18 protein-coding genes and 1 tRNA gene are annotated in these 23,653 nt (G+C 50.3%); 11 read left to right on the top strand and 8 right to left on the bottom strand.

Annotated elements, in window-relative coordinates; genetic code table 11:
• The first annotated feature begins 4 nt into the window (after nucleotides 1–4).
• Entirely contained in the window at nucleotides 5–1,420 is a 1,416-nt protein-coding gene (gene der / locus F566_RS0118450) for a ribosome biogenesis GTPase Der (RefSeq protein WP_020408499.1), read from the top strand.
• A 79-nt stretch (nucleotides 1,421–1,499) separates the two neighbouring features.
• On the opposite strand, the gene pta is transcribed toward der, so the two are convergent.
• From pta to F566_RS0118435, 3 genes are all read right to left on the bottom strand, one after another.
• Entirely contained in the window at nucleotides 1,500–3,650 is a 2,151-nt protein-coding gene (gene pta, locus F566_RS0118445; protein ID WP_020408498.1) for a phosphate acetyltransferase, read from the bottom strand.
• A 132-nt stretch (nucleotides 3,651–3,782) separates the two neighbouring features.
• Nucleotides 3,783–5,015 carry an acetate kinase gene (locus F566_RS0118440; protein WP_020408497.1) on the bottom strand — a complete coding sequence of 411 codons (1,233 nt, stop codon included), beginning with the start codon at nucleotides 5,013–5,015 and terminating at the stop codon, nucleotides 3,783–3,785.
• A 50-nt stretch (nucleotides 5,016–5,065) separates the two neighbouring features.
• Nucleotides 5,066–7,486: a bifunctional diguanylate cyclase/phosphodiesterase gene (locus F566_RS0118435; RefSeq protein WP_020408496.1), complete on the bottom strand. Its 2,421-nt coding sequence runs from the start codon at nucleotides 7,484–7,486 to the stop codon at nucleotides 5,066–5,068.
• A gap of 621 nt (nucleotides 7,487–8,107) precedes the next feature.
• On the opposite strand from F566_RS0118435, the gene F566_RS0118430 reads away from it, so the two are divergent.
• Nucleotides 8,108–8,509: a hypothetical protein gene (locus tag F566_RS0118430; RefSeq protein ID WP_020408495.1), complete on the top strand. Its 402-nt coding sequence runs from the start codon at nucleotides 8,108–8,110 to the stop codon at nucleotides 8,507–8,509.
• Between the two features lie 101 nt (nucleotides 8,510–8,610).
• Here the strand turns inward: F566_RS0118430 and F566_RS33390 are convergent, their stop codons facing one another.
• Nucleotides 8,611–9,450 carry a TatD family hydrolase gene (locus tag F566_RS33390; protein WP_020408494.1) on the bottom strand — a complete coding sequence of 280 codons (840 nt, stop codon included), beginning with the start codon at nucleotides 9,448–9,450 and terminating at the stop codon, nucleotides 8,611–8,613.
• A 46-nt stretch (nucleotides 9,451–9,496) separates the two neighbouring features.
• Nucleotides 9,497–10,696 carry an EAL and HDOD domain-containing protein gene (locus F566_RS0118420; RefSeq protein WP_020408493.1) on the bottom strand — a complete coding sequence of 400 codons (1,200 nt, stop codon included), beginning with the start codon at nucleotides 10,694–10,696 and terminating at the stop codon, nucleotides 9,497–9,499.
• A 231-nt stretch (nucleotides 10,697–10,927) separates the two neighbouring features.
• Between F566_RS0118420 and F566_RS0118415 the strand changes: the two genes are divergently transcribed.
• A tRNA-Glu gene (locus tag F566_RS0118415) sits at nucleotides 10,928–11,002 on the top strand.
• Between the two features lie 291 nt (nucleotides 11,003–11,293).
• Complete coding sequence (can, locus tag F566_RS0118410; RefSeq protein WP_020408492.1) at nucleotides 11,294–11,938, top strand: carbonate dehydratase; 645 nt, start codon at nucleotides 11,294–11,296, stop codon at nucleotides 11,936–11,938.
• Nucleotides 11,939–12,003: 65 nt separating this feature from the next.
• Here the strand turns inward: can and F566_RS0118405 are convergent, their stop codons facing one another.
• Nucleotides 12,004–12,729 carry a VC0807 family protein gene (locus F566_RS0118405; RefSeq protein WP_020408491.1) on the bottom strand — a complete coding sequence of 242 codons (726 nt, stop codon included), beginning with the start codon at nucleotides 12,727–12,729 and terminating at the stop codon, nucleotides 12,004–12,006.
• A gap of 265 nt (nucleotides 12,730–12,994) precedes the next feature.
• On the opposite strand from F566_RS0118405, the gene F566_RS0118400 reads away from it, so the two are divergent.
• Genes F566_RS0118400 through F566_RS0118385 form a run of 4 tightly spaced genes read left to right on the top strand, consistent with a single transcriptional unit; the run spans nucleotide 12,995 to nucleotide 19,468 of the window.
• A complete protein-coding gene (locus tag F566_RS0118400; protein ID WP_026180126.1) occupies nucleotides 12,995–13,234 on the top strand; it encodes a DUF1653 domain-containing protein in 240 nt (79 codons plus the stop codon).
• The gene (locus tag F566_RS0118395; RefSeq protein ID WP_211210684.1) at nucleotides 13,224–13,643 is read left to right on the top strand and encodes a hypothetical protein; all 420 of its coding nucleotides are present in this window, start codon (nucleotides 13,224–13,226) and stop codon (nucleotides 13,641–13,643) included. Before F566_RS0118400 ends, F566_RS0118395 begins: the two co-directional genes overlap by 11 nt.
• A gap of 48 nt (nucleotides 13,644–13,691) precedes the next feature.
• Nucleotides 13,692–15,566 carry an autotransporter assembly complex protein TamA gene (locus F566_RS0118390; protein WP_020408488.1) on the top strand — a complete coding sequence of 625 codons (1,875 nt, stop codon included), beginning with the start codon at nucleotides 13,692–13,694 and terminating at the stop codon, nucleotides 15,564–15,566.
• 14 nt (nucleotides 15,567–15,580) lie between these two features.
• Nucleotides 15,581–19,468 carry a translocation/assembly module TamB domain-containing protein gene (locus F566_RS0118385; protein WP_157496887.1) on the top strand — a complete coding sequence of 1,296 codons (3,888 nt, stop codon included), beginning with the start codon at nucleotides 15,581–15,583 and terminating at the stop codon, nucleotides 19,466–19,468.
• A 102-nt stretch (nucleotides 19,469–19,570) separates the two neighbouring features.
• On the opposite strand, the gene F566_RS38075 is transcribed toward F566_RS0118385, so the two are convergent.
• Both F566_RS38075 and F566_RS0118375 read right to left on the bottom strand, forming a co-directional pair.
• Nucleotides 19,571–19,648 (bottom strand): hypothetical protein, encoded by a 78-nt coding sequence (locus F566_RS38075; protein ID WP_342662560.1) that lies wholly within the window; start codon nucleotides 19,646–19,648, stop codon nucleotides 19,571–19,573.
• A gap of 240 nt (nucleotides 19,649–19,888) precedes the next feature.
• The gene (locus F566_RS0118375) at nucleotides 19,889–20,518 is read right to left on the bottom strand and encodes a chalcone isomerase family protein (RefSeq protein WP_020408485.1); all 630 of its coding nucleotides are present in this window, start codon (nucleotides 20,516–20,518) and stop codon (nucleotides 19,889–19,891) included.
• A gap of 488 nt (nucleotides 20,519–21,006) precedes the next feature.
• Between F566_RS0118375 and F566_RS0118360 the strand changes: the two genes are divergently transcribed.
• Genes F566_RS0118360 through F566_RS33385 form a run of 3 tightly spaced genes read left to right on the top strand, consistent with a single transcriptional unit; the run spans nucleotide 21,007 to nucleotide 23,649 of the window.
• Nucleotides 21,007–21,639, top strand: coding sequence for a flavin reductase family protein (locus F566_RS0118360; protein ID WP_020408483.1), 633 nt, complete (start codon nucleotides 21,007–21,009; stop codon nucleotides 21,637–21,639).
• Nucleotides 21,636–22,757 carry a class I SAM-dependent methyltransferase gene (locus F566_RS0118355; RefSeq protein WP_020408482.1) on the top strand — a complete coding sequence of 374 codons (1,122 nt, stop codon included), beginning with the start codon at nucleotides 21,636–21,638 and terminating at the stop codon, nucleotides 22,755–22,757. Before F566_RS0118360 ends, F566_RS0118355 begins: the two co-directional genes overlap by 4 nt.
• Nucleotides 22,744–23,649, top strand: a complete 906-nt coding sequence (locus tag F566_RS33385) for an RluA family pseudouridine synthase (RefSeq protein ID WP_020408481.1) — start codon at nucleotides 22,744–22,746, stop codon at nucleotides 23,647–23,649. Before F566_RS0118355 ends, F566_RS33385 begins: the two co-directional genes overlap by 14 nt.
• The last annotated feature ends 4 nt before the right edge of the window (nucleotides 23,650–23,653 follow it).

Raw genomic sequence — 23,653 nt, 5'->3', positions numbered from 1 at the left:
TGCCATGAAACCAGTAATCGCGTTGGTCGGACGTCCTAATGTTGGGAAATCGACCCTCTTTAACCGTATGACCCGGACCAAAGATGCCATTGTGGCTGATTTGCCTGGCTTAACCAGAGATCGGCAGTACGGCGAAGGGAAGCTCGAAGGTAAGAGTTTTATTGTGGTGGACACCGGTGGTATTACCGGCGGTGAACAGGGCATTGATGCCGCCATGGCAGGGCAATCCTATACTGCAATCAATGAAGCTGATGTTGTGCTCTTTGTTGTGGACGCCCGGGCGGGTGTCACTCCCACAGACGAGCAAATTGCCCGTGACTTGAGAACGCGGGGCAAACCTACACTGCTGGTTATTAATAAAGTGGACGGTCTGGAACCCGAAATGGCCGCCGCTGATTTTTACAGCCTTGGATTTAGTGAGCATGCGTTCACTGTGGCGTCCCATAACCGAGGTGTGCTGGGGTTGCTGGAGCGAGTACTGGATGATATGCCGGATCAGGAAGAGCCGGAAGATGAAGAAACGGGTATTCGTATCGGTGTTATCGGTAGGCCTAATGTGGGTAAATCCACGCTGGTTAATCGACTGCTGGGTGAAGATAGGGTTGTGGTATATGACAAGCCAGGAACTACCCGTGATTCAATCTATATCCCGTACGAAAGGCAGGGAGAACTTTATACCCTGATCGATACTGCCGGGGTCAGACGGCGTAAAAACGTCAGTGAAGCGGTGGAGAAGTTCTCAATCGTCAAGACATTGCAGGCGATCAAGGATTCTCACGTGGTTATCCTGGTCATGGATGCCCGCGAAGGGATCGTTGATCAGGATTTGCACCTGTTAGGATTTGCAATCGAAGCAGGACGCGCCCTGGTGATTGCGGTCAACAAGTGGGATGGAATGTCCCAGGATGAAAAGGATAAAGTGCGGCGTGATATTGACCGTCGTTTGGGATTTGTGGAATACGCGCAGATCGAATTTATTTCCGCTTTGCATGGCACTGGTGTGGGGCTTTTGTACGAGTCCGTCCACGAGGGTTACAGGAGTGCGATGTCGAAATGGTCGACGAATCAGTTGACCACGCTGCTTGAGGATGCCATCAGTCAACACCCACCTCCCATGGTCAGTGGTCGTCGTATCAAGTTGAGATATGCTCACCAGGGTGGTTCAAATCCTCCTCTGGTCATCGTGCATGGCAATCAGACAGACTCGCTGCCCAACAGTTATCGGCGCTTTCTTGAAAACACCTTCCGCCGGGTTCTGAATATAGTAGGAACGCCGATAAGGTTCGAATTCCGCAGTGGCGATAATCCTTTTGCCGGCAAGGCGAATCGATTGACTCCGCGTCAGCAAAAGAAAAAAGAGCGCTTAATGAAGCACGTGAAGAAACAAAAACACAAGCTCAAGAAAAAGAATAAGCGTTAAACAAATTGAAGTGCGAATACTAAAAAGGGGTGGCTGGTCCACCCCTTTTTTATTTCCCTACTGTTGGTGCTCTAACAGATTAGAGCACCTCTGTGTTTTGTGTTGCCTGGACTGCCGTCAGGGCAATGGTAAACACAATGTCATCCACCAGAGCTCCGCGGGAGAGATCGTTCACCGGTTTTTTTAAGCCCTGTAGCATCGGGCCAACGCTAATGACATTGGCGCTTCTCTGGACGGCTTTGTACGTCGTGTTACCAGTATTCAGGTCAGGGAAGACGAATACGGTTGCCTGGCCTGCTACCTTGCTGTTGGGGGTTTTTTTGCGTGCGACATCTTCAATGGCTGCGGCGTCATACTGTAGTGGTCCGTCAAGAAGAAGTTCAGGGCGCTGTTCTTTGGCTAGTCTTGTGGCTTCCTTGACCTTGTCTACATCGCTGCCTGAGCCGGAAGTACCGGTGCTGTAACTTAGCATGGCGACCTTGGGATTAATGCCGAACAAGCTCGCAGAGTCAGCACATTGCAGAGCTATGTCTGCCAGTTCTTCTGCATCGGGGTCAGGATTAATGGCGCAATCACCATACACAACCACCTGTTCCGGCAGGCACATAAAGAAAACTGAGGAAACGATGCGGCAATCCGGCCGGGCCTTGATGAGCTGGAAGGCTGGGCGGACAGTATTCGCCGTTGTATGGATCGCGCCTGAGACCAATCCGTCCACTTCTCCCATGGCCAGCATCATGGTGCCGAGAACCACATTGTCCTCAAGCTGTGCTTCTGCCATTTGAGGTGTCAGGCCTTTGTGTTTTCTCAACTCAACCATCGGGTCGATATATTTTTCTCTGACATCTTCAGGGTCGATAATACCGATGGCGTCGGGAAGTGTAATGCCTTGTGCCTCAGCGACAGATTCAATTTCCGTTTTCCGTCCCAGTAGAATGCATCGGGCAATACCGCGCTCACTACAGATTGCTGCGGCCTGAACCGTACGGGGCTCGGCGCCTTCAGGAAGAACGATGGTTTTGTCGGCTTCTCTGGCTCTTTTCGTGAGCTGGTAGCGGAACGCCGCCGGGGACATTCGGGGTTGGCGAGTGATTTTGACCTTCTCTGACAGCCATTCGATATCTACCTGATTCGCTACGCTGGCCACTACCATTTCAAAGCGGTCCTTGTCATCTACCGGCACTTCGGTATCCAGGGTTGCCAGTTGGTTGGCCGTGGTAAAGGTATCTTCGGTGGTGGTAATGATGGGGAGGCCGGTGTCCATCGCGGGAAGACAGAGTTTCAGGGTTCTTGGATCCGGTTCCAGTCCGCCTGTCAGTAAAAGACCTGCCAGCGGGACGCCAGTCAGAGCGGCAAGGCTGCAGGCAACAATAATATCTTCCCGGTCGCCCGGGACAACGACCAGCGTCCCTGGCTTCAGCCGGGCGACCATATTTGGCAATGTTCTGGCGACCACGGACAGTTGCATGACCCGACGCTGTTCGCTGTCACCGTAATTGATCACTCTGGCACTGAGTGCTTTGGTGATGTCAGAGGTGCGTGGTGCGACAAGGTCTGGTCGCCAGGGAATCTGTGCTATCAGATGAAACTTCTTGGGATGAAAAAGTCGGCTTTTCTCGCGATAGTCAATATCTGGCTTGTCTTGAGCACCGGCCAGTAATGCCGCTTTGCTGTAATGATGTCCGGCAGGGCTCCCGGTTTTATTCAGTATGCAGCCAATAATGTCCGGGTCCGATGGGGAGGCAAACAAGCGAGCGGATAAGCTGATATGCTCTTCCAGATCTTCCAGAGTTCTTTCCTCCGGAGTAGCCACCAGAATGACTTCCGCATCCAGATTACGGGCCACTTCAACATTGATGGAAGAGGAATAGTCGTCACCCTGAGAAGGGACCAGGCCCTCAACAATCACGACATCCGCATCTTCTTCTGCTGTGTGGAAGAGTTGGACGACCTGCTCCATCAGAAAGCTGGACTGCTTCTGGCTCATTAAAGTGTGGCCGTATTTGACGGACATGGGAGCAGGAACTTTCAGCCCCATCATCTCACGGGCAAAAACCACTGATCTGTCGTTGGGGGAGGGGTCGTCATGGTTTGAATCGAAGGATTGGGCAAAAGGCTTGAAAAAGCCTACTCTCAGCCCGGCACTGTCCAGCGCCCGCAACAGACCCAGACATACTGATGTCAAGCCCACGCCGGCTGAGGCGGGGGCAATGAAAAATACTTTGGCCACGTTAACTCCTTTGTCGTCTACCGCAGATTAGGCTGGTAGCGCAGAAATCGAAAGTGCGTTTTTCTCTGGTTACTTCGGTACTGATTTGTTCTGGTTGTTGTCTATATCAGTTGTTATAGGTGTTGCTGGTTATTACGGGTGATCGTCAGTATGGTGCACTGCGCTCCTGTCAATAATATTCTGGGTGTCTCTGGCAATCATCAGTTCCTCATTGGTGGGAATGACCAGCACTGGAAGGCTGTGTTGCTCAGAGATCAAACCGAGTGAGTCAAAACCGTTTTGGTCGTTGTTTTTGTTGTTTAGATGAATGTTCAGATATTGCAACTGAGAACATACTCTGGAGCGTATCAAACTGGCGTTTTCACCAATTCCGCCAGTGAAGACCAATGCATCTAATGGGTTGGCTGCTACCCATAGTCCTGCTATTGCCTTACTCAGTCGGTAGCAGAATACATCAATCGCCAGTGCCGCAAGTTGATGACCGTCAGTTGCATGTTCAATGAGTGTCCGCATATCGTTGCTGATGCCTGATAGCCCAAGAAGGCCGCTTTCTTTGTTCAGTAAGCGGTTAAGCTTTGTGGCGTCGTAACCGAGGGTGTGGCTTAGGTGAAGGATAAGCCCCGGGTCGACGTCACCGCTGCGTGTTCCCATCACCAGACCTTCCAGAGGCGTCATTCCCATGGTGGTATCCACTGACTGTCCATTTCGGATGGCTGTGGCGCTGCAGCCGTTACCCAGATGAGCCGTAATCAGATTGGTTTCCTTCAGGTCTTTCCCGAGGTACTCAGCTGCCTGCTCGGCCACGAAACGATGGCTGGTTCCGTGAAAGCCGTAACGTCTGACTCCATGTTGTTTGTACAGCTCGTAAGGCAGAGCATACATGTAGGCTGCCTGAGGTAAGGACTGGTGAAAAGCTGTATCGAAAACGGCGACCTGAGGAATCTCGGGCAACTGGTCACTGATGGTTTTAATTCCCTGCACGTTGGCAGGGTTATGCAGGGGAGCCAGTTGATTGCAGTCTTCGATCTTATCAAGAACATCTGGTGTTATCAGGGCTGACGCGGTGAAGGCTTCGCCTCCATGCACCACGCGGTGGCCGACGCCGGTAATTCGATTCATGCCATCTTCCTGGCCACCTATCAGTCTGAGTACAAACTCTATAGCTGATTGGTGACTGGCACCGGAAAGGGAAATGCGATGTTTTGCATTTTCGTTGTGCCAGGTATATTTGATCAATGCGTCGGGTTTACCGAGCTTTTCTGCTAGTCCGGTCAAGCGGGCCAGACCGGACTCCGGCTCTATAATGGCAAATTTAAGCGACGAGCTTCCGCTGTTCAGGACAAGTATGCAATCCTTGACGATCATGAGTGGTCTGTTGTTCCATCTGGGTTTGATTTAGCTTCGTGCAGAGCAATTTATGAGACCGCTGCCTGTTTGTTGGCGTGAATCCAATCCAGAAACTCCTGTTCGGGAACTGGGCGGTTATAGTAAAAGCCTTGTGCATAGTCACAGCCTTTTTTGCGTAAAAAGGCCTGTTGCTCCGCATTTTCCACGCCTTCACCGATGACTTTCAGTCCCAGGCTGTGTGCCATGGTAATGATAGCGCTCACCAATGCTGCGTCTTCAGTTTCGGTGATGACATCTTTGACGAAAGAGCGGTCAATTTTAAGTGAATCAAAAGGATAGCTCTTCAGATAACTTAATGCTGAGTAACCGGTTCCAAAGTCGTCAACGGACAGTTTGACTCCCATCTGATCCAGTTGATTAAGAATTTCATAGGTTTCGATGGAGTCGTCCAAAAGCAGCCTTTCGGTAATTTCCAGCTCAAGATACTCTCCGCCGAGATCGTTGGTCAGAAGGGCGTGTCTAACGGTTTCCACAAATTTGATGTCCCTGAACTGGCGGGGAGAGACGTTGACTGCAATAGACAGCTTCCGGCCGGTTTCCTGATGCCAGCGTTTGGCATCCTCACAGGCTTTATGGATTACCCATTCTCCTATGGCGGTGATCAGTCCGGTCTCTTCGGCCAGAGGGATGAATTTGTCCGGAGCAACCAGTCCGAGCAGAGGGTTGTCCCAGCGAATCAGGGCTTCCGCTGCCACGAGTTTGCCGGTTGCTGTTTCGACTATGGGCTGGTAGTAAAGCAGTAATTCATTCTGTTCCAGTGCTTTGCGTAACTGAGTTTCCAGCTTCAATCGCTCGCGTGACTGTTGATTTAGATCCGGTGTGAAGCGGTGATACGCACTCTTGCCTTTGTTTTTGGCCTGATACATGGCGGCATCAGCCTGCTGCAGCAATGTACTCGAGCTTTCGCTGTCTGTTGGATAAATCGTGATGCCGATACTGGTGCTGATAAACACTTCCTGGTTATTCAGCATATAGGGAACAGCAAACGCCTCCAGTATGCGCTGAGCCACCACCTCTGAATCTTCAGGTTCTTCCAGAGACGGCAAAATAATCAGGAATTCATCACCTCCCAGGCGGGCAACGGTACTATTGCCACGCAGGGCCGAGGCAATGCGGCGGGAAGCTTCAATTAACAGACTGTCTCCCGCGTCATGTCCCATGGTGTCGTTAATATGCTTGAAGTTATCCAGGTCTAGAAACATCAGGCCGACCTTGGAATTGTCGCGGCGCGATTGGGCCAAAGCGAGTTTGAGTCGATCCAGTGCCAGCATACGGTTGGGGAGGCCAGTTAACAGGTCGTAGTTGGCCTGTCTTAATAACTGTTGCTCATAGCGTTTACGAACACTGATATCCTCACCGAGAATCAGAAACTGAGTGGGATGGCCTTCGTTGTCCCGGATGGGTGTAATAACGACCTGTTCCCAAAACTTCTCCCCACCATGACGGGTGCTGTGCATTTCCCCTTGCCAGATACCCGCACGTTCGACCTGGATCTCGATATTGTTCCACAGTTGTTCATTCTGGGATTCATCCGGGCTGATGTGGGTCAGCTCTTTCGGGTGTTTGCCGAGAATGTTCTTCAGAGTGTGCCCGGTCATTTGTCCGAATTTGTGGTTGGCGTATGTGATACGCCAGCGATGGTCGCAAATCAGAACAGAGGAGGGGCTTTGTTCAATCGCCATGGACAGGCGCCGGATTTCGGCGGCATCGTTCTTTTGTTTTTCGATATCATTCAGCAATGTGACCCGCATTTCATTCATCGCTTCGGTCACGCGCTGCAGTTCGTCCGGTGTTTGGCCTGGGTAGTATTTCCGATCCAGGGTAAGCTCGGTGCCAAGTTCATTGATATTCAGGCTGCGTGCATAGTTCGCCATCTTGGACAGATGACGTGTCACAAGATACTGAAATATCCATAAAATCAGCACGGAGATGAAAAAGGTTTTGAATGCCTGTGTGGTCAGAATCAGAAAGATTCTCTGCCGAAGTAATCGATAGATTTCCTCCAGGCTGGCGGTAATTGTCAGTTCGCCAAGGTCATAGACGTCGTCTGACAAATGCTGAAGCATAATCTTATGTTCTATCGTCGGAATTTCCGGTGGGATTTCTCCCATGGAAATTTCGGAATCGGGATATATGCGCAAGTGCAGGTGTACGATATCCGGCAGATTCAGGATGCCCTGCATTTGTACTTTCAAAAGTTTATGGTCGAGAGACCAAAGACTTCTGGCCAGTGAAGACTGATAGCTGGTTTCGATCAGTTTCATTCGTTGATCAACCAGTGAAACGTCCTTGCGATAGTCGATATACACCTGAAAGCCTGTGGCAAACAGAGTGAATAACGAGCTGCACACAAGTATGTAGCCCAGCATGCGAAAGGAAAGTGGAGATGTTTCGCGGAGATGCCAGAGCTTACTGAAAGGGTTACTCATAGTCTATGGATACTCAATCCGGTTACTTGCTATCCTACTGCTTTGACTGTTCCCTCAGGTCGGCTATATCAAGAGTCATGCCTGATGTTTCCCCAATTACGTAGATGCACATGGCAATCGAGTTGTGTTCCGGCGCATACATCAGGGGACTGCCGTAAATCAGGACTTCACTTCCACGGGTAAACCCGAGACTGCGGATTATTCTCCTGCCTGATTAACCCCTCCGGCAGCCTTTGCTTGCTGGCAGAAAATAGCTCCCGAAAAACTCTATCGATAATCCCTTAAATCATTCTCAAAAAAGGTATTATTTAAACTTAGCTTAGGATACAACACCATGCAATTGCCGGGTGGTCTAAGGAGGCTCTGAAAACGACCTATTTGGCCGTTGCGGTGTAAAACCTGGTCTAAAAAGCTCCTTTATTCACGATAAGGGGGGGGCTTTCTTTCGGTTTTTTAATGTTTGGCCAACTTTACCTTGAGCTAGCGGTCTCGCCAGCGTATTCAGAGCCACATTAGGCGCCCGGGTTTAATCTTGCGGAAAGCTTGTGGTGTTGAATATTATTATTGGTGTGTTTAAAAAATAGACAGTGTGTGCCATAATTTTGAGCGGAGGTACAGTCTATGCCCGATAATACTATAAGTGGTGCTGCCTCTGCGACGCTTCAGCAAGTCGAAGCCAGCCGGCAGAGAGAGCGAGAACAGGCTCAAAGCGAAACCAATGCCAACACGGCCCCGGTGCAGCCTCAGCAGAATGCCAGTGCAGATGTTGAGGTTGAGTTGTCTCAGGAAGCCAGGGAGCTCAGTCTGAATACTGCTCAGCAGCTAGGTGCCCCTACGCAGACTGCTGAAAATCAGGCGGCCACTCAGGCGACGCAGGCTGAAAGTGCCGGGCAGGCTCTGGAAGAGGAAGATGATGAGGAAAATGCCCGTCCTCCTGCCAGAGAAAATGAATCTCAGGTGACGCGTCAATTTGAGCGTTCAGCCAATGAATCCCTGGGTACAGTGATCGATATACGATCCTGACCGTCGTGAATCCCCGAACCCGGCCCGTTGCCGGGTTTTTTATTGTCTGCTATTCGGCAGGTCTATGTACTTCCGAAGTCCCAGGTGCCCTTTCCTCAAAGCTATATAGCCTCGTTTGCAGACCCTGGTCGAGTTTTTCCGACTGTAAAGAGTTCTCGTGCATTCCTGGAAGTAATGTTTTCAACTTCAAGAATATCCATTTGCTTGATTTCAGCAATTTTTTGTATGACTTCCTTCACATACCAGGGCTGGTTGCGCCCGTTTTTTGGTTTGGGGCGCAATGTTCTCGGAAGCAGGTAAGGGCTGTCGGTTTCTACCAGTAGGCGATCCAAGGGAAGATAGGGGATTGCTTCGACCAGATCGTTTCCGCGGCGCTCATCGCACACCCATCCGGTGATGCCAATGTAGAGTCCAAAATCCAGATAGCGCCTCAGGCTGTCTTTGTTGCCGGTAAAGCAATGGACCACACCTGACTCGAAGTGTTGTCTGTGGGCTTCGAGAATATCAAGCTGACGATCAATGGCATCCCGTTCGTGCAGATAAAGTGGCTTGCGCTGACCTTTGTTAAGCTCCAGTTGAAACGAAAAAACGTCTTCCTGGATAAGTGGTGGTGAAAAGTTGCGATTGAAATCGAGGCCCATTTCGCCAACGGCTACCACTTCGGGAGCTTCAATCAGCGAGGCCAGACCCTTTTTGCCTGCCTCGTCCAGATCCTTGGCGTCATGTGGGTGCACGCCAGCAGTGGCATAGATGAAATCTGGATGGAGACGGGCAAACTCTACAGCTTTCAGACTCTGTTTCAGATTAGTGCCGATGGCAACCAGTGCGGTCATTCCGTTTGTTCTGGAGGTTGCAACCAGTTGCTCGAGAGCTTCGATTTCCGACAGCCCCTGTTTGTTTTGCAGGAGCTTGCTACTGAGATTAACGCCTATATCGATCATATGGAGTTGGGAGAAAATTCCTGAATGTGAGGTGCATCAACGGGCCCTAATAGAGAGAAGCCTCTTTCGCCCAAGTGATGCTCTCTTTGTAGATATCGCTGACCATTTTCTGGCTGACCTGCATTTTTTCCAGCAAGCCCCAATGGATGGAATCCAATTTGCAGCGTTCGTATTGCAGGGCGGTGTTCAGTGCCAGGCCCGGTTTTCCTTTAAATCGGGTCAGTGCATCGCACACCCGTTCTTCCAGGGGAAGCTTTTCCAGGATCTCTGTGAAAGGCTGGTCAAAGAATGCCTCCAGGCAAGAGAATAGCCCCACTGTGAAGTAGGTTTCTCTGGCTTTGGGTTCGATTACTTCCGCAATCAGTTCACAGACTTTAGCTCTAACCAATGCCAGAGTCACCAGGGCTGCCGGCTTGTCATCAATATTGGAAAGCGCCAGAAGTGTGGCCCAGGATTTGATTCGGCTCAGTCCCAGGATCATCACTGCCATATGAATGGAGCCCACCTTGTCTGGGCGGCGGAAAGCGGGAGAGTTGACAGTTTGCAGGAGTTTGACGCTCAGTGACGGATCTCGGGTAATGATATGGGTGATGTCGTGAACAGACATGGTTGGCTGATTCACCTTGCTGATAAGCTCCATGATAGCCACTCGGTTCTGTGGCATTTTGCGGCCTCTGACCAGTTCAGGCTTGCTGAAGAAATATCCTTGAAAAAGATCGCAACCAAGGTTTTTGCACCGGTAAAAATCTTCGTGGGTTTCGATTTTTTCCGCGAGCAGAGTGACATTATGCTGCTTAAGCGTTCGAATGGTGTTCTCAAGGTCAGAATCGGCGATTGCGGGGATTTCCAGCTTCACAATATCAATAAAGGGTAATAAATCGTCGTATATGGTGCCAGGGACATAGTCGTCCAAAGCGAGACTAAACCCTTCTTGGTGCAGCTTTTTAATGGCAAGTCTGACTTCCGGGGTCAGGTCAACCGTTTCCAGGATTTCCACCACCAGTTTTTCTTTGCCAAAAGGAGGTGGGTTAATCAGGAGTTGCTCCGTGAAATTCACAAAAGCTTTGCCGTCAGAAACGACAGCGTCGATTTCTCCTTCCGTAAATGCATTAAGTAGAACCTGGGAAGTCGCCAGGTTGCCGTCTATAGCAGTGATTGGGGTATTCGATCTAAACAATAGCTCGTAACCCACAATGGCTTTGCGTCCGTTAACAATTGGTTGCCGGGCAAATAGAATCTGATCCACAGTTTAAACACATCTTAAAACTAGAATTTTCAGCGCCTATATAAAGGTTTATAGAGGGCGATGGCAATAGCGAAATATAATCTTACATCTTGTCTGGTTTTAACCCTAAGTGTAGACCGTGGCTGAAAAATTGGCGCGATAAAGAAAATTAAAAAGTTTTTTGAAATTAGTGTTTGACAGCTCCCATAGTCTTCCATAGAATACGCGCCTCTTCATCGAGTTGGTGTTTCCGTCCCCTTCGTCTAGTGGTTAGGACACCGCCCTTTCACGGCGGTAACAGGGGTTCGAATCCCCTAGGGGACGCCAAATTCGTAAAAAGCCCATACCGACCAGTATGGGCTTTTTTTTGGTCTGAAGTTCAGGGGGATTCGAACGAGAATCGCCTAGGGGGCTCAACCGACAGGTTGAGCGACAGCACCCTTAAGTGGTGCGTAAGCACCCAATAGTGCTGGCAGGACCGCCAAATTCGCAAAAAGCCCATACCAACCAGTATGGGCTTTTTTCCTTTATCTACCTCATACTCACCCAAAGTCCGATTGCTCCGTTTTTTTGGCTCCGGCTATTATCCCGTTATCACATCAACGGTGGAAAATCCCGATGCCTGAAATAAAAGAATTGTTACAACGGAACCGTCAGTGGGCTAAAGATCAAACTGACAGAGATCCGGAGTTCTTTGCCCGACTGACCAAGCAGCAAAAGCCGGAGTATCTGTGGATCGGATGTTCTGATTCAAGAGTGCCTGCCAATGAAATTGTAGGCATGGCTCCAGGTGAGCTGTTTGTGCACCGGAACATTGCCAATATGGTTCACCATACCGACTTCAATTGTCTGTCAGTCATGCAGTTTGCCGTGGAAGTTCTCAGGGTTAAGCATATTATTGTCTGTGGTCATTATGGTTGCGGCGGGGTGAGGGCGGCGCTATCGCATGATGAGTTTGGTTTTGTCGATAACTGGCTGCGTACTATCAAGGAAGTCTATATCAAATATCAGGGAGAGCTCGATGAATTGGGTGAAGAGGCTCAGGTTCGGCGGTTATGCGAACTGAATGTGATAGAACAGGCCGTCAATCTGGCTAAGACGAAATGTGTGCAGCGTGCCTGGGATAATGGGCAGGAGCTTAAAATTCACGGTTGGATCTATGATATTGCGGACGGCATTATTCACGATCTGGGAGTTGATATGCACTGTCGGGACACAGTGCCGGGAATATTTCATATGAAAGGGAAGCGAATTCCCCGATAGCTATTCAAAAGGCGGGCTGAGGCAAAGTGAAGTGTTGTCTCAGCGCCCTGTTCTTTTTGCCATGTTTACATGTGGTCGAAGATGTCTTCCAGCTTCAGATGGCTCAGCTTCTGAATCTGGCTGATCAGATACCAGAGAGCACCCATCAGTACCAGCGTGCTGGGGACAGCAATGACCGGGAAGCTGAGGGCAGTCATTTTACCGAGCTCTTCCGTAAAGGCAGTGGTGCCTGGTGGGCTGACCAAAACCATTTTTGCCAGGACATAGTTAAGTACAGACGATAAAAAGAAAGATCCGGCTACCATGTAAGAGGCGTAGACCAGTTTCTGATCGAAAATTTTATGGTTGCCATTCGCCTCAAGAGCTTCATTCACTTTGCGAACCTGCATTACCTGTTCATTGAAAAGAAAGGTTCTGACCAGGGGGTAGCGGGTTTTCAGGGATATCAAAGTGGCAATGCCAAACATGGCGGGGATAGCCGCTTCTTTAATGGCGATATATTGCGGATCCAGCTGCAGCAGGCTCATGCCGCCGGTCAATATGACACTGATAACGCCAAGAATGGAAAAAAAGTTGGGCTTGTGGCTGCTCAGGTAATCCTTGACGCCATAAGCGATTGGAAAACTCAGTGCGACGACGATGCTGTACATCGGGCCCAGGTATTCGTCAGAGCTGAATTTGCTCAGAATGACAGTGGGAATCACGATATTGAACAACAGGTTGGTCAGCAGCCCGCCGCGTTGTTGGTTTGAGTTGGTTTTGCTCTGTAATGTCTTTTGTTCAGCCGTCACTGATCCGTGCCTGTACATCAAATCTGGGATTCAAAGGCTACCATAAAGAAAGGAGAAATTTCTTTTATTTCTTGTTAATCCTGCCGTTGGATAAGGTTTTCAAGGACTTCTTTTGGCACTGATATGCGTAGGATTGCCAAGGTGTAATGGGAGATGTGTTCAAGTTATAGTGATCTTTTTATTAAAATTGTTTCCTGTTGGGCTGGGGGAGACGTCTGATGAAGCGTCAACTGCCCTCAAGTCCGTTTTATTCTGGGTTCATAGCATGAAAATCAAAACCGGTATTTATCAGCACTACAAAGGGGGGCGCTATCAGGTGTACGGTGTAGCCCGCCATAGCGAAACAGAAGAGCCTTTGGTGGTTTACCGGCCCCTTTACGGTGAGCGCGCTCTTTGGGTCAGGCCGCTCTCCATGTTCTCGGAGACGGTTGATATAGACGGTATTCCCACGCCAAGATTCGAAGTGATTGAGCACAACAATATCACTGTGCCCGATGATGAGTAGTCGCAAGGTGATCCGACGGGGTTTCAGCGGTTTCAACTGCCGTCTCAGGCAGGTGGCCTGTGTTGTGCTGTTGTCGGGCTTATGGCCCTCAGCCGCACAGGCAGGAGAAGTCGAGGTTGTGAATGTGGCTGTTGACTGCCGAGAAGAACGTCTCTGCGATTTTGATGTGACGCTGGCACATGATGATGAAGGCTGGGACCACTTTGCTAATCAATGGCGGGTTGAAACCCCCTCCGGTGAGATGGTCGGCGTCAGAGAATTGCTTCACCCCCACGTCAATGAACAGCCTTTTACCCGTCGGCTGAGCAGTGTATCCATTCCGGATGGGGTGGACATTGTCAGAGTCTGTGGCAGTGACTCTGTACATGGTTCCAGTCCGGAATGCCTAATGATTGAACTGCCACTTTAGCCCCGTTATTTGAGTACCTTTTTATCGATAAGGAAAAGATACACTTTCATGGAGAGTTTGTTTGTTTTGATTCTTCAACACAGTCCGGCTGCCATCAGATGGTTGTCTGGCCTGATGGTGATATTACTCCTGGCGTGGCGTCCGGCTTATGCGATCGATATTCCTTTCCTGAGCAGTCACATCCCTTATGAAATAGAACTTCAGGGCAATGACAGTCTGAAAGATCAGATTATTGAGGACCTGGAGGGGCAGCGCAGCGAAAACCTGACGCTAAAGAATTATAAAGATCCGCGTAAGATTGCTCGCTTTGAGCAAGGCATCATCGAGAGAACCCTGCGCTCTCAGGGTTATTACTCTGGCACTGTGACTGTCACCTTGGTAAAAGAAAGCGTGGCCGAGGAGTCTTCCGGGGGGCTGTCGGGACAAGCCAATACCGGAGAGCTTCAGCCTGGAGATTCCCAGATCACCGATTTTATTTACCAGGTTGAACCCGGTAATCGTTTTTTTATCAAAGAAGTCAATTTCGAATTTCCTTCAGAGGTGGATATCGAAAAGCTAAGAGAACTCTCAGTGCGTCCGGGACAGCCTTTTGTTGCCGCCAAAGTGCTGGAGAATGTGGAGTTCCTTAAAAAGGCCGTACTGGATAGTTACTGTTTTTATAAAGTGAATGTTTCATACGAAGCTTATATTGAGCCTGGGAAGTATCAGGCCGGGGTCACTTTTAAAATGGCGGACAGCCCTCAGGTCAATATTGGACATATTGGTATCAGTGGTCAGGAATCTATCACTGATGAATACCTGTACAGCAAGCTCTCTCTTGAGGAAGGGCAGTGTTTCAAACGCAGAAAGGTCGATCAGGCCAAACTGAATCTTTTGAAAACAAACCTGATCGGGAGTGCTGATACCCGAATCGGTGTCCCTGAAGAGGGGAAGGTCGATGTGGAGTTTAATGTTCAGGAGCGGTTTCACAGGACGATCAAGGCGGGAGTAGGCTATTCCACGGATGAAGGGCCGAACATCTCTTTGGGATGGGAGCATCGGAACATATTAAATGGCGGGCAAAAACTTGATATCAGCAGTCGTTTTTCTGAGGTCAGGCAGAATGTGAATGGAGAATTCGAAGTCCCTGCCTTTGGAAGTCCGGATAACCGTTTGATTATGGAAGCATCTGTCAGCAACGAGGAGTTGGATAGCTACGACTCAGAGACCATTCTTGCGGGGATGAGGCTTGAGCATCGCTTTTCCGAACACTGGCTGGGATCTGCCGGAACGCGGTTTAAATACAGCTTGGTTAATGATACCGGTGTGACTGAGGAATTTGGCCTGTTATCTTTCCCGTTTCAATTGAAGTGGGAAACGACGGATGATCTGTTGAATCCAACCCGAGGCTGGTCTGTTATCGGTAATGTCAGTCCTTATCTGGATATGTTGGATCAGGAAATCAACTTCGTGAAATCCAGCGCTTCCGGCAGTATTTACTTCACTTTTGATACCTGGCTCCGTCCCACTCTTGCCATGCGGGCATCTGCCGGATCGATCTCCGGCGTGGGAAATCGTGATCTGCCTGCCGACGAACGATTCTATGTGGGTGGTGGCGGATCGGTACGCGGATACCCCTACCAGACTCTGAGTACGATCGAGGATGATGACCCGGTGGGAGGCAGTTCCTTTCAGGAAGTGTCTGTGGAAACCCGTTTTCGTATTGGCGAAAACTGGGGCCTGGTAACCTTTCTTGATGGTGGTTATGCCTTCGAGGATGCCTCCCAGGATGTACAGCAGGAACTAAGGTGGGGCACGGGTATTGGAATCCGGTATTACACATTGTTTGCTCCAATCCGGGCGGATGTCGGTATCCCGTTGAATAAGAGAGAATCGGTCGATGATGACTTCCAGTTATACATCAGTATCGGGCAGGCATTTTGATGGGGACGTCGGGAGTGACAAAACCTGCCGCTGTTGACGAAGCTTCATCTGACAAGGCTCAGGCAGGAGAAAGTCCGGAGAAACCCACCGGTAAAAGAAGATTGAAGCACGTCACTGTCAAGGCTGGGCGTGTCTGGCTGTTATCCCTGGCGCATTTAAGTGCCGGGCTGATGACGTTTCTTCTGGCTTTGTTTGCAGTTGTGGCTCTGGTGCTGGGCAGTGAAGGGGGGCGGTTGTGGCTTGTGAACTCGGTGTTGCCCACGGTTCTGCAGGGTACTGAATACCAAATGGAGATTGAAAGTCCCTCATCTCCGGATCTTGGGCACTGGACTTTTGAGCGACTCGCTTTTTCTATTGACCAGGAGCCGGTAATAGATGCCCGGCATCTGGAGATTCAGGTTGCCTGGCAGAAACTGTTCAATAAAACGATCGATGTGTCTTTGCTGCAGGCGGCTTCTCTGGAGGTCTGGGTGGCTGAAACTGGTGCCGGGGAGCCCGTAGAGGAGGAGGGGCAGAGCTTCGAAATATCGGAACTGTCTGTGAGTGGTTTGCCGGCGATCCGGATTCAGCAGTTAGGAATGACGCAAGTGCGCATCAATGTTCCCGGGCAGGATATTCCGCCATTCTCTGCCAATGGCCAGTTGATGGCATTCTGGGGTGACAATTGGCTGGAATCAGCCCTCAAGGTCAATACACTGACAGACCTGGCGGCGGAGATTTCATTGGATGGAAAGCTTACCAGTGCCAGTAACGGTGCTGTCAATCTAACACTGGTAGAACCGGCCGGTGGTTGGATCGGTCGCCAGATGCAGATTCCTGCGCGACAGCCGTTGGATATTAATCTGCAACTTGAAGCCACCCGTCGTCACAGGCAACTGGTCGATATCGATCTGCAGGATCTTCGAGTGCCCTGGCAGTCGCATGTACTGGACTCTCATGGACAAATGACCGTTGATGTTGCATCACGTCGATTGACGTTGCACTCATTGCTCCTGTCGCTTGATGGTGCGCCGCAGAAGATCAGTGGAACGTTGTCAGAGGAAGAGGCGAATCTGGATCTTGTCCTGAATCAGTTGCCCCTGACACTTGTCGAGCCCTGGGTGCCTAAGTTAAAGGGTGGTCAAGTCAGTGGGCAGGTAGCGTTGACAGGAGTCTGGAATGAGATTGATGCCCAGGGAAAGTTATCTGCTCAGACCCAATATGATGGTTATCCTGCCAATATTCAGGTCAAAGGCGGCGGTAATCAGCACAAGATAAGGTTGGATTCAGTCGAAGGTTCTCTCGGTGCGTTGCGTATCCAGGTCGGCGGAGAGGTGGATGTGGAAAACAGTCGCCTCGATCTGAAGATCCGGGAGTTTGAAGGAAGTCTGGGGTATTTGTCCCTGCTTGAGGTTGAGCTGACAAACGATCTCCTGTTGCAGTTCAAAGTGTCAGATGCTTCTGTCACGGGTCCCTGGGATTCGCCCGACTATCAAGGCAGATTACAGGCGACCGGGTCTTTCAGAGAGCGGCCTTTATCAGTGAAAGGTGCCTTTAAAGGGAATATTCAGCAGATTCAATTAAGCAATGCCCGGCTTGATTCGCTACAGAGCAGGCTTGACGCCAGCGGGGTGATTGATTGGGATAAGGGGCTGGTTGATTTACAGGCAGTCGCATCAGAGGTTCCGTTTCAACTGCTTGAATGGGTGGAAGTGGAAATTCCAGAAGGGCTTGAGGGGGCTGCTTCGGCCAAAGGTCGTGTCTGGGGTCCTTTTGATAATATCCTGTTTGATGGTCGCGCTGAGGTGGCGGGTCGGTGGCGTGAGGCTCGCATAAAGATTGACTCATTATTGAATGCCTCTGCCCGTCGCGTTGAGTTCCGTGATCTCGATGCAAGGCTGAATATGAGTCAGCGATCAGGAATGGAAAACATACCGGAAGGCTGCCTTCAAGCTAGTGGCACTTTGGATATCGAAAAGCTGAGTATTGACGCCTCAACGACCATTTCCGACCTGCCTTTTGCTGTGCTGCAACTGGCTGATGTGGAGTATCCTTCGGATCTGGAAGGGACGCTCAGTGCTGACCTGGAGCTGAATGGGACATTGCCATTGCCGGTCGTTCAGGGAAGTTTGGTCAGTCGTGGCTCTTTGGCTGGAGAACCGTTTTCCATCAATATTGGTGGGAAGGGACAGCAGGACCGGGTTGATTTCAACAACACCAGAATTGAGTGGCGCGACAGCGTATTGATGGTGGCGGGTTATATTGCGCCTGACAGTTACAATCTGGAGCTGGAACTGGCCAAATTTGACACTCAATACCTGCGGGGGTTCGGAGTGGATGTCCTTCCGGCGAAGGTAGATCTCACGGCTTCTGTTAAAGGGACTCCTCAGCACCCCGAAATCACGGGTCAAATGAATGCTTCGGCCACGTATACCCTGGGGCCGGATGCGAGCAGAAAACCATCAGAGTTTAATTGGATAATGGCGTTTTATCTTCAGGATGAAACGCTGAGAGTGGATAACGATCTGCTCGAGAACGATAAAAAACACGGCAATCTGGATCTGTCCCTGGCTTGGCGTCCCTATTTTGAAAGGTGGCAGGAAGATCCCGCCGCGATGCTCCAGCCTGATCTTCCTCTGGATCTATCTGTGTCTGGTGATCTGGATATTGCCTGGCTGAATGAATTGGTGGATGAAGATATTCAGACCATTCGTGGACGAACCAATATAGACCTGAAGATGTCAGGACGTCTGTCTGCGCCCGAGTTATATGGTTCCGTATCGGTCAGGGAGGGCTTCTATGAGAATCAGCTGACCCAAACCACCATGGATGACATCGGTATGGAGCTCGCTTTCAGAGGGAATGAATTTGAAATTATCCAGGGCTCTGCATCCGATACACTTGGCGGGCATCTTTATGCCACGGGTTATTCACGTTGGAATGACGGAAATCATGGGAAGGTCGACCTGAAGGTGACGGCGGATAAGATGAGTCTGCTGCGACGTGATGACATGGAGGGAGCGGTGAGCGGCGAGCTCATGGCCACAGGAGATCTTCAGAATATTCTGGTGTCCGGGAACATCGAGGTCTCCCCGTTTCAGTTATTATTGGATTTGATTCCGAACTCAGATATTCCTGAGCTTGAGGTAACCGTCAGGAGACAGGAAGAATTGTCCGGCACTACCATGGATTCGGAAATACCAATACCTGATGTGACATTGGATATTACGCTGAGAGTTGATCAGCAGGGCTTTATTCGTGGCAGAGGACTTGATGCCGAGTTACAGGGGGAAGTTCGTGTTACCGGGCCATTGGAAGCGTCTAATTACAAAGGTGAATTCAGTGTTGTCAGAGGGACCTTCGAGCTTTTCGGCAAACGCTTTAACTTGAGCAACGGTAATGTGATTTTCGCCAATGAGAGTATCGCAATGTTGGTGGAAGGGCGCCATGTGGCGTCAGACCTGGAATACATTGCGACCCTTTCCGGGACATTGGAAGAATTAAATATCAGCTTGAGAACGATTCCGGATCTGCCGGAAGATGAAGCCCTTTCCCGTCTGCTGTTTGGCAAGTCCATCCAGAATATCAGTCCGCTTCAGGCCGCCAGACTGGCGGCTGCAGTACAGACTCTGCGAGGAGAAGGTGGTTTTGATCCGATAGCGGCAACGCGTGATGTGCTCGGTGTGGATACTCTGACCATTGATTCCCAGGAAACGGAAAACGGGGAGAGCGGTGTGGCGGTAGGTGTGGGGAAATATGTTACTGAGAAAGTCTACGTGGAGTTGGAAAGAACCCCTGAACCCAGCCAACCCTGGAAAGGCTCGGTGGAAATTGAGCTGACGCCCAAACTGAATCTTGAGACCACCACTGGCGGTAAGTCAGGCTTCGGTGGTGTTGAGTTGCTGTGGAAGCATGACTACTAGGGCCTATTGACGATTCAGTGAAACGCGATGGCCGCACTCTACATCAATAGGCTGAGTGTCTCTATGGACAGCCGCCGGGACAAGCCCGGAAAAAGTGGTCGATTACTTGGGGTGATGTTTGTGTTTCTCGTTGTCCTTTTTCAATACTACATAGACACCACCGAAAAACGCGATGGTCATCCCGACTACTAGCAAGCCTGCAATAACGGTTTCATCAATATACATAATCGCCTCACTTCTTAATTTGTCTGAGTCGCCAAATGAAAAATCGATGAGTTGATTATTGCCCAGTCAATATCGAAACCTGTTGACTTGTATCAAGAGAACAAACTGTTGCTGTTTGGGATTTTCTCGGAAATCATACCCTGGCAGGCAGGTCTAACGTCTAACCTGCAACGCAGGGTGTATTTCAGGAGCCTGCTAGAATTCGTCTTCATCCCGACGGTGGTGCGATGGTTGTTCGAGTGATGCAGTTTCAATCCCCAGGATGCCAGATTTGAAATCCTGGCTCACCGGGAACTCGCCGATCCATATGGACAGAATGGCATCGAATAGCTCTTTGCTGGGGATGGTGCCTCTGTCATTGCCTGCCAGAACCACGTGAGTACCTTTCCCAGGGATATATTCGACCACCGCGATATCGCCCTTACTCAGACGCTGATCGAACATTTCAACCATTTGTTCAATGGCCGGTTCCATGGACAGGGCTTCATTCGGGGTGACATTCAATTGCATGCCGTCATAAAACGCGTCCGCTATTTTGCGACCTCTAACATTGCGGAGCATCTGAAACTCCATGCGACGATATCCATTGTCGTTCAATAGTTGGCTGGGGTTGTCAGAAACAGTTTCAACATAAAGTGAGCCGACATAAACATCAACGAACAACAGAAACTTCCGTTTCGCCGCTCCGTTCAGATAAAGGGTGGGGCGTGCGCCGTCAGCTGGCAGCTGTTCGGGGATTTCCATGCCATCTACGACAGCGGCCGGGGAGGGTTGTGACCAATAGATCAGGCAAATAGCCATCAAGGCTGCGATGGAGTGTTTCATAGTATGACCCTGGTGAAAGATTCCACCGCGATTCCGGGTGCTTACTGTTCTGCGCTCACCCCATCCTGGATGTTGCTGACCCCTTAGAATGCGCAGCTTGTATGCTTGTGTTGATTATTGTTGTGGAATCGCAATTTATTGTTATTTATGTGTGTGGGCGGATTTTTGCACAACAGGTAGTCAATTAGAGAGATCCTGATCACAAAATACGCGGGATCTTGAGTTGGGGGTTGGTCCCAATAGATTGGTGTATTGCGGTTGACTGGGCTGGGTCCTCTCGATAATGGCTGAATTTGCTGGTGCGGCTCCAGGGGCTTGATGGTGTGGTAAAAATATTGTTGATGAGCCGTGAAACAAAAACGGGAAAACTTTAGAATGATGGCCCCTTGGTCAATTTGAGCCAGTATCTGAAATGGTGGTAGATCGCACAATAACTGAACCACCTTTTCAGATACTGGCTCCCCATTCATCGTGAATCCGGATTTTCAATGAATATAGATTTATCCCAGCTTAATGCCCCTGAAATCTATCACCTGATGACACAAACGGTGATTCCCCGACCTATTGCCTGGATATTGAGTGAGAACGGTCAGTCTGACGGATCACCTGCTGGTCAATACAACCTGGCGCCGTTTTCTTTCTTTAATGCGCTGGCCAGTGCACCTCCGACTTTAATTGTCTCTATCGGGAAAAAGCCGGATGGTGATTTGAAGGATACTCGGGCCAATCTTGTCGAAGGCCGTCCCTGTGTTGTGCATATTGCCAGTGCTGACCAGGTCCAGATGGTGTCAGATTCTTCCCGCACTTTAGGGTATGGCGAATCTGAGCTGGATTCTCTGGCATTGAATCTCTCTGAATTTGAACACTTTGAATTACCCAGACTGGCAGAGTGTCGCGTGGCCTTCGGTTGTCGTGTGTCCCAGGTCATTGAGCTTGGACCGGTGCCACAGGCGCTGATCCTGTTGGAAATTGAGACGCTGTATCTGGATGACGAGGTTGCTGTTACTGATGCCAAGGGTCGGCTGAAAGTGGATGCTAAGAAGGTGAACCCTCTGGCGAGACTGGGCGCTAATGAATACGCCTCAATCGGTGACATTATTACTCTGGAAAGACCAAAATGAACGGATTGGAAAACACCAGTCAGGTGTTGATGCGTCAGAGTGACCAATTACAGAACTCTCTGTTGCTGGTTTGCCCGCCTATTGATCGGTTGCATGCTGAACTTGAGCAAAATGGGCATACCACCACGAGTCTATGCTGGGACTTCCAGGCCTACGAAGCACAGCAGCAGTCGCTGGCGGCAGAAAACCGTGAACGCTGTCACTTTGGTTTTTCTTCTCCGACAACTTCGGAAACCGAGAAGTTAATTTCGAAAGCGGGGGCGTTTGATCAGGTGATCCTGTTTATGCCGAAAAGCAAGGACGTGATTGAACTTTACCTGGTGATGTTCGGTGAGGTGTTAGCCAATGCGGGCAGTGTCTGGCTGGTGGGGGAAAAACGCGAAGGCGTGGAAAGTGTCGCCAAGAAATTGAAGACCCGTGGAATGTCCTGTATCAAGCTGGACTCCGCACGCCATTGTCAGTTATGGGAAATCACTGCTGCTGACAAGACGTTTAAAGGGCTGAATAATGGGACCCTGGAAAGCCTGTGGCAGCAGTATTCTGTAACGTTGCCGGATAAAGAAATACTGGAACTGTACAATCTGCCCGGTGTATTCAGCGCCGGACGACTGGACGATGGAACTCAATTGTTGTTGGAAAGCCTGCAACTGCCGGAGATTAAATCTCTCCTCGGTCATATGAGAAAAGGCAGGGGAGGCGCTCGAATTCTGGACTTTGGGTGCGGGTGCGGCGTTGTTGGCCTGAGTCTGAAGAAACAATGGCCGGCGGCTCAACTAGAACTGGTGGATGTCAATGCACTGGCCCTGGAAAGTGCCCGGTGTTCTGCTGAGAAGATGGGGATGGAGGTCAACGTTTATGCGTCAGATGGCTTGTCTCAAGTTGAGCCGGGATTATCGGCGATAGTGACCAATCCCCCTTTTCATCAAGGAGTGAAGCAGGATACCAGGACCACTCAGCAGTTCCTGAAAGACTGTCAGACCAAGTTACGACCTGGCGGCTCCCTGATACTGGTCGCTAACCGTTTTCTGCCCTATGCGGATTGGATCGAGGATTCTTTGGGATCGGTGTCGGTGTTGGCCGAGGATAGTCGTTATAAGGTGTACCATGCCAGACGTTAAGTCTACTCCCGCAAAAGACGCCAACAATGCGTCTGAACCACTAAAACGCTTTGAGCAAACCATTGAGATATCTGAGAATGGGGCAGCCGTTGATATTCTGTCAGGAGAAACGGTCCTCTCCAAACAGAAAGTCAAAGATGCCATGCTTAAAGGCGCCGTATGGCTGAAGAGGGGGCGTAAACCCCGTAAGCGTCTTCGCCGTGCCAAAACCTCTTTGCTGGCAGGCGATGTTTTGGAAGTCTTCTATGACCCCAGATTGCTTGGCAGTGAACCGCCCACAGCCACCCTACTGCAGGACTTCAACGAATACTCCGTGTGGTACAAACCTCCAGGGCTATTGAGTCAGGGCACGCAGTGGGGAGATCATTGTTCTTTGCTTCGCATTGCCGAACAAACTTTGAGCGGCAGAAAAGTGTTTCTGTTGCACCGGCTGGACCGGGAAGCTTGTGGGCTGATCGTGATTGCCCATTCACCAAAGGCTGCTGCCAAACTGGGAGAGATGCTTAAGAAGCGGACTATCAGTAAACGGTACCGGGCGGTATTGTCTGCATCACCGGAGCCTACTGATGGTGTTCTGAGGATGAAAGTTGACGGCCAGGAAGCTGAAACCCGTTACCGGACTTTGCTGCCGGTATCTGACACGGATAGGGTCGGCGTGGAAATTGATCTGATCACCGGGCGGAAACATCAGATACGCCGCCACTTCAGTAGCATCGGGTGTCCTTTGGTTGGTGATCGGGACTATGGCGGACCCGCGTCGACTGACGGCCTGTGTCTGGCAGCAGTGGAATTGAATTTCAAATGCCCTCTGACTGGAAAGGCCCGAGATATTGCTCTGCCCAGTGAGCTGATGCCGGTCTGGCTGAGCAGTCTTGGCGTGGCATCTTCCTGATAGT

Origin of the sequence: Hahella ganghwensis DSM 17046, from assembly GCF_000376785.1 — a bacterium.
Taxonomy (GTDB): domain Bacteria; phylum Pseudomonadota; class Gammaproteobacteria; order Pseudomonadales; family Oleiphilaceae; genus Hahella; species Hahella ganghwensis.
Note: the sequence above shows the minus strand (reverse complement) of the source record. Positions and strands in the feature narration are given on the sequence as shown.

Bases quoted from the DNA above. Each gene is read 5' to 3' on its own strand.
- F566_RS0118375 (WP_020408485.1), bottom strand. From the start codon at position 20,518: ATGAAACACTCCATCGCAGCCTTGATGGCTATTTGCCTGATCTATTGG.
- F566_RS0118360 (WP_020408483.1), top strand. From the start codon at position 21,007: ATGAATATAGATTTATCCCAGCTTAATGCCCCTGAAATCTATCACCTG.
- F566_RS0118390 (WP_020408488.1), top strand. From the start codon at position 13,692: ATGGAGAGTTTGTTTGTTTTGATTCTTCAACACAGTCCGGCTGCCATC.
- F566_RS0118355 (WP_020408482.1), top strand. From the start codon at position 21,636: ATGAACGGATTGGAAAACACCAGTCAGGTGTTGATGCGTCAGAGTGAC.
- F566_RS0118435 (WP_020408496.1), bottom strand. From the start codon at position 7,486: ATGAGTAACCCTTTCAGTAAGCTCTGGCATCTCCGCGAAACATCTCCA.
- der (WP_020408499.1), top strand. From the start codon at position 5: ATGAAACCAGTAATCGCGTTGGTCGGACGTCCTAATGTTGGGAAATCG.
- F566_RS0118440 (WP_020408497.1), bottom strand. From the start codon at position 5,015: ATGATCGTCAAGGATTGCATACTTGTCCTGAACAGCGGAAGCTCGTCG.
- F566_RS0118430 (WP_020408495.1), top strand. From the start codon at position 8,108: ATGCCCGATAATACTATAAGTGGTGCTGCCTCTGCGACGCTTCAGCAA.
- F566_RS38075 (WP_342662560.1), bottom strand. From the start codon at position 19,648: ATGACCATCGCGTTTTTCGGTGGTGTCTATGTAGTATTGAAAAAGGAC.
- F566_RS33390 (WP_020408494.1), bottom strand. From the start codon at position 9,450: ATGATCGATATAGGCGTTAATCTCAGTAGCAAGCTCCTGCAAAACAAA.
- F566_RS0118395 (WP_211210684.1), top strand. From the start codon at position 13,224: ATGATGAGTAGTCGCAAGGTGATCCGACGGGGTTTCAGCGGTTTCAAC.
- can (WP_020408492.1), top strand. From the start codon at position 11,294: ATGCCTGAAATAAAAGAATTGTTACAACGGAACCGTCAGTGGGCTAAA.
- F566_RS0118400 (WP_026180126.1), top strand. From the start codon at position 12,995: ATGAAAATCAAAACCGGTATTTATCAGCACTACAAAGGGGGGCGCTAT.
- F566_RS33385 (WP_020408481.1), top strand. From the start codon at position 22,744: ATGCCAGACGTTAAGTCTACTCCCGCAAAAGACGCCAACAATGCGTCT.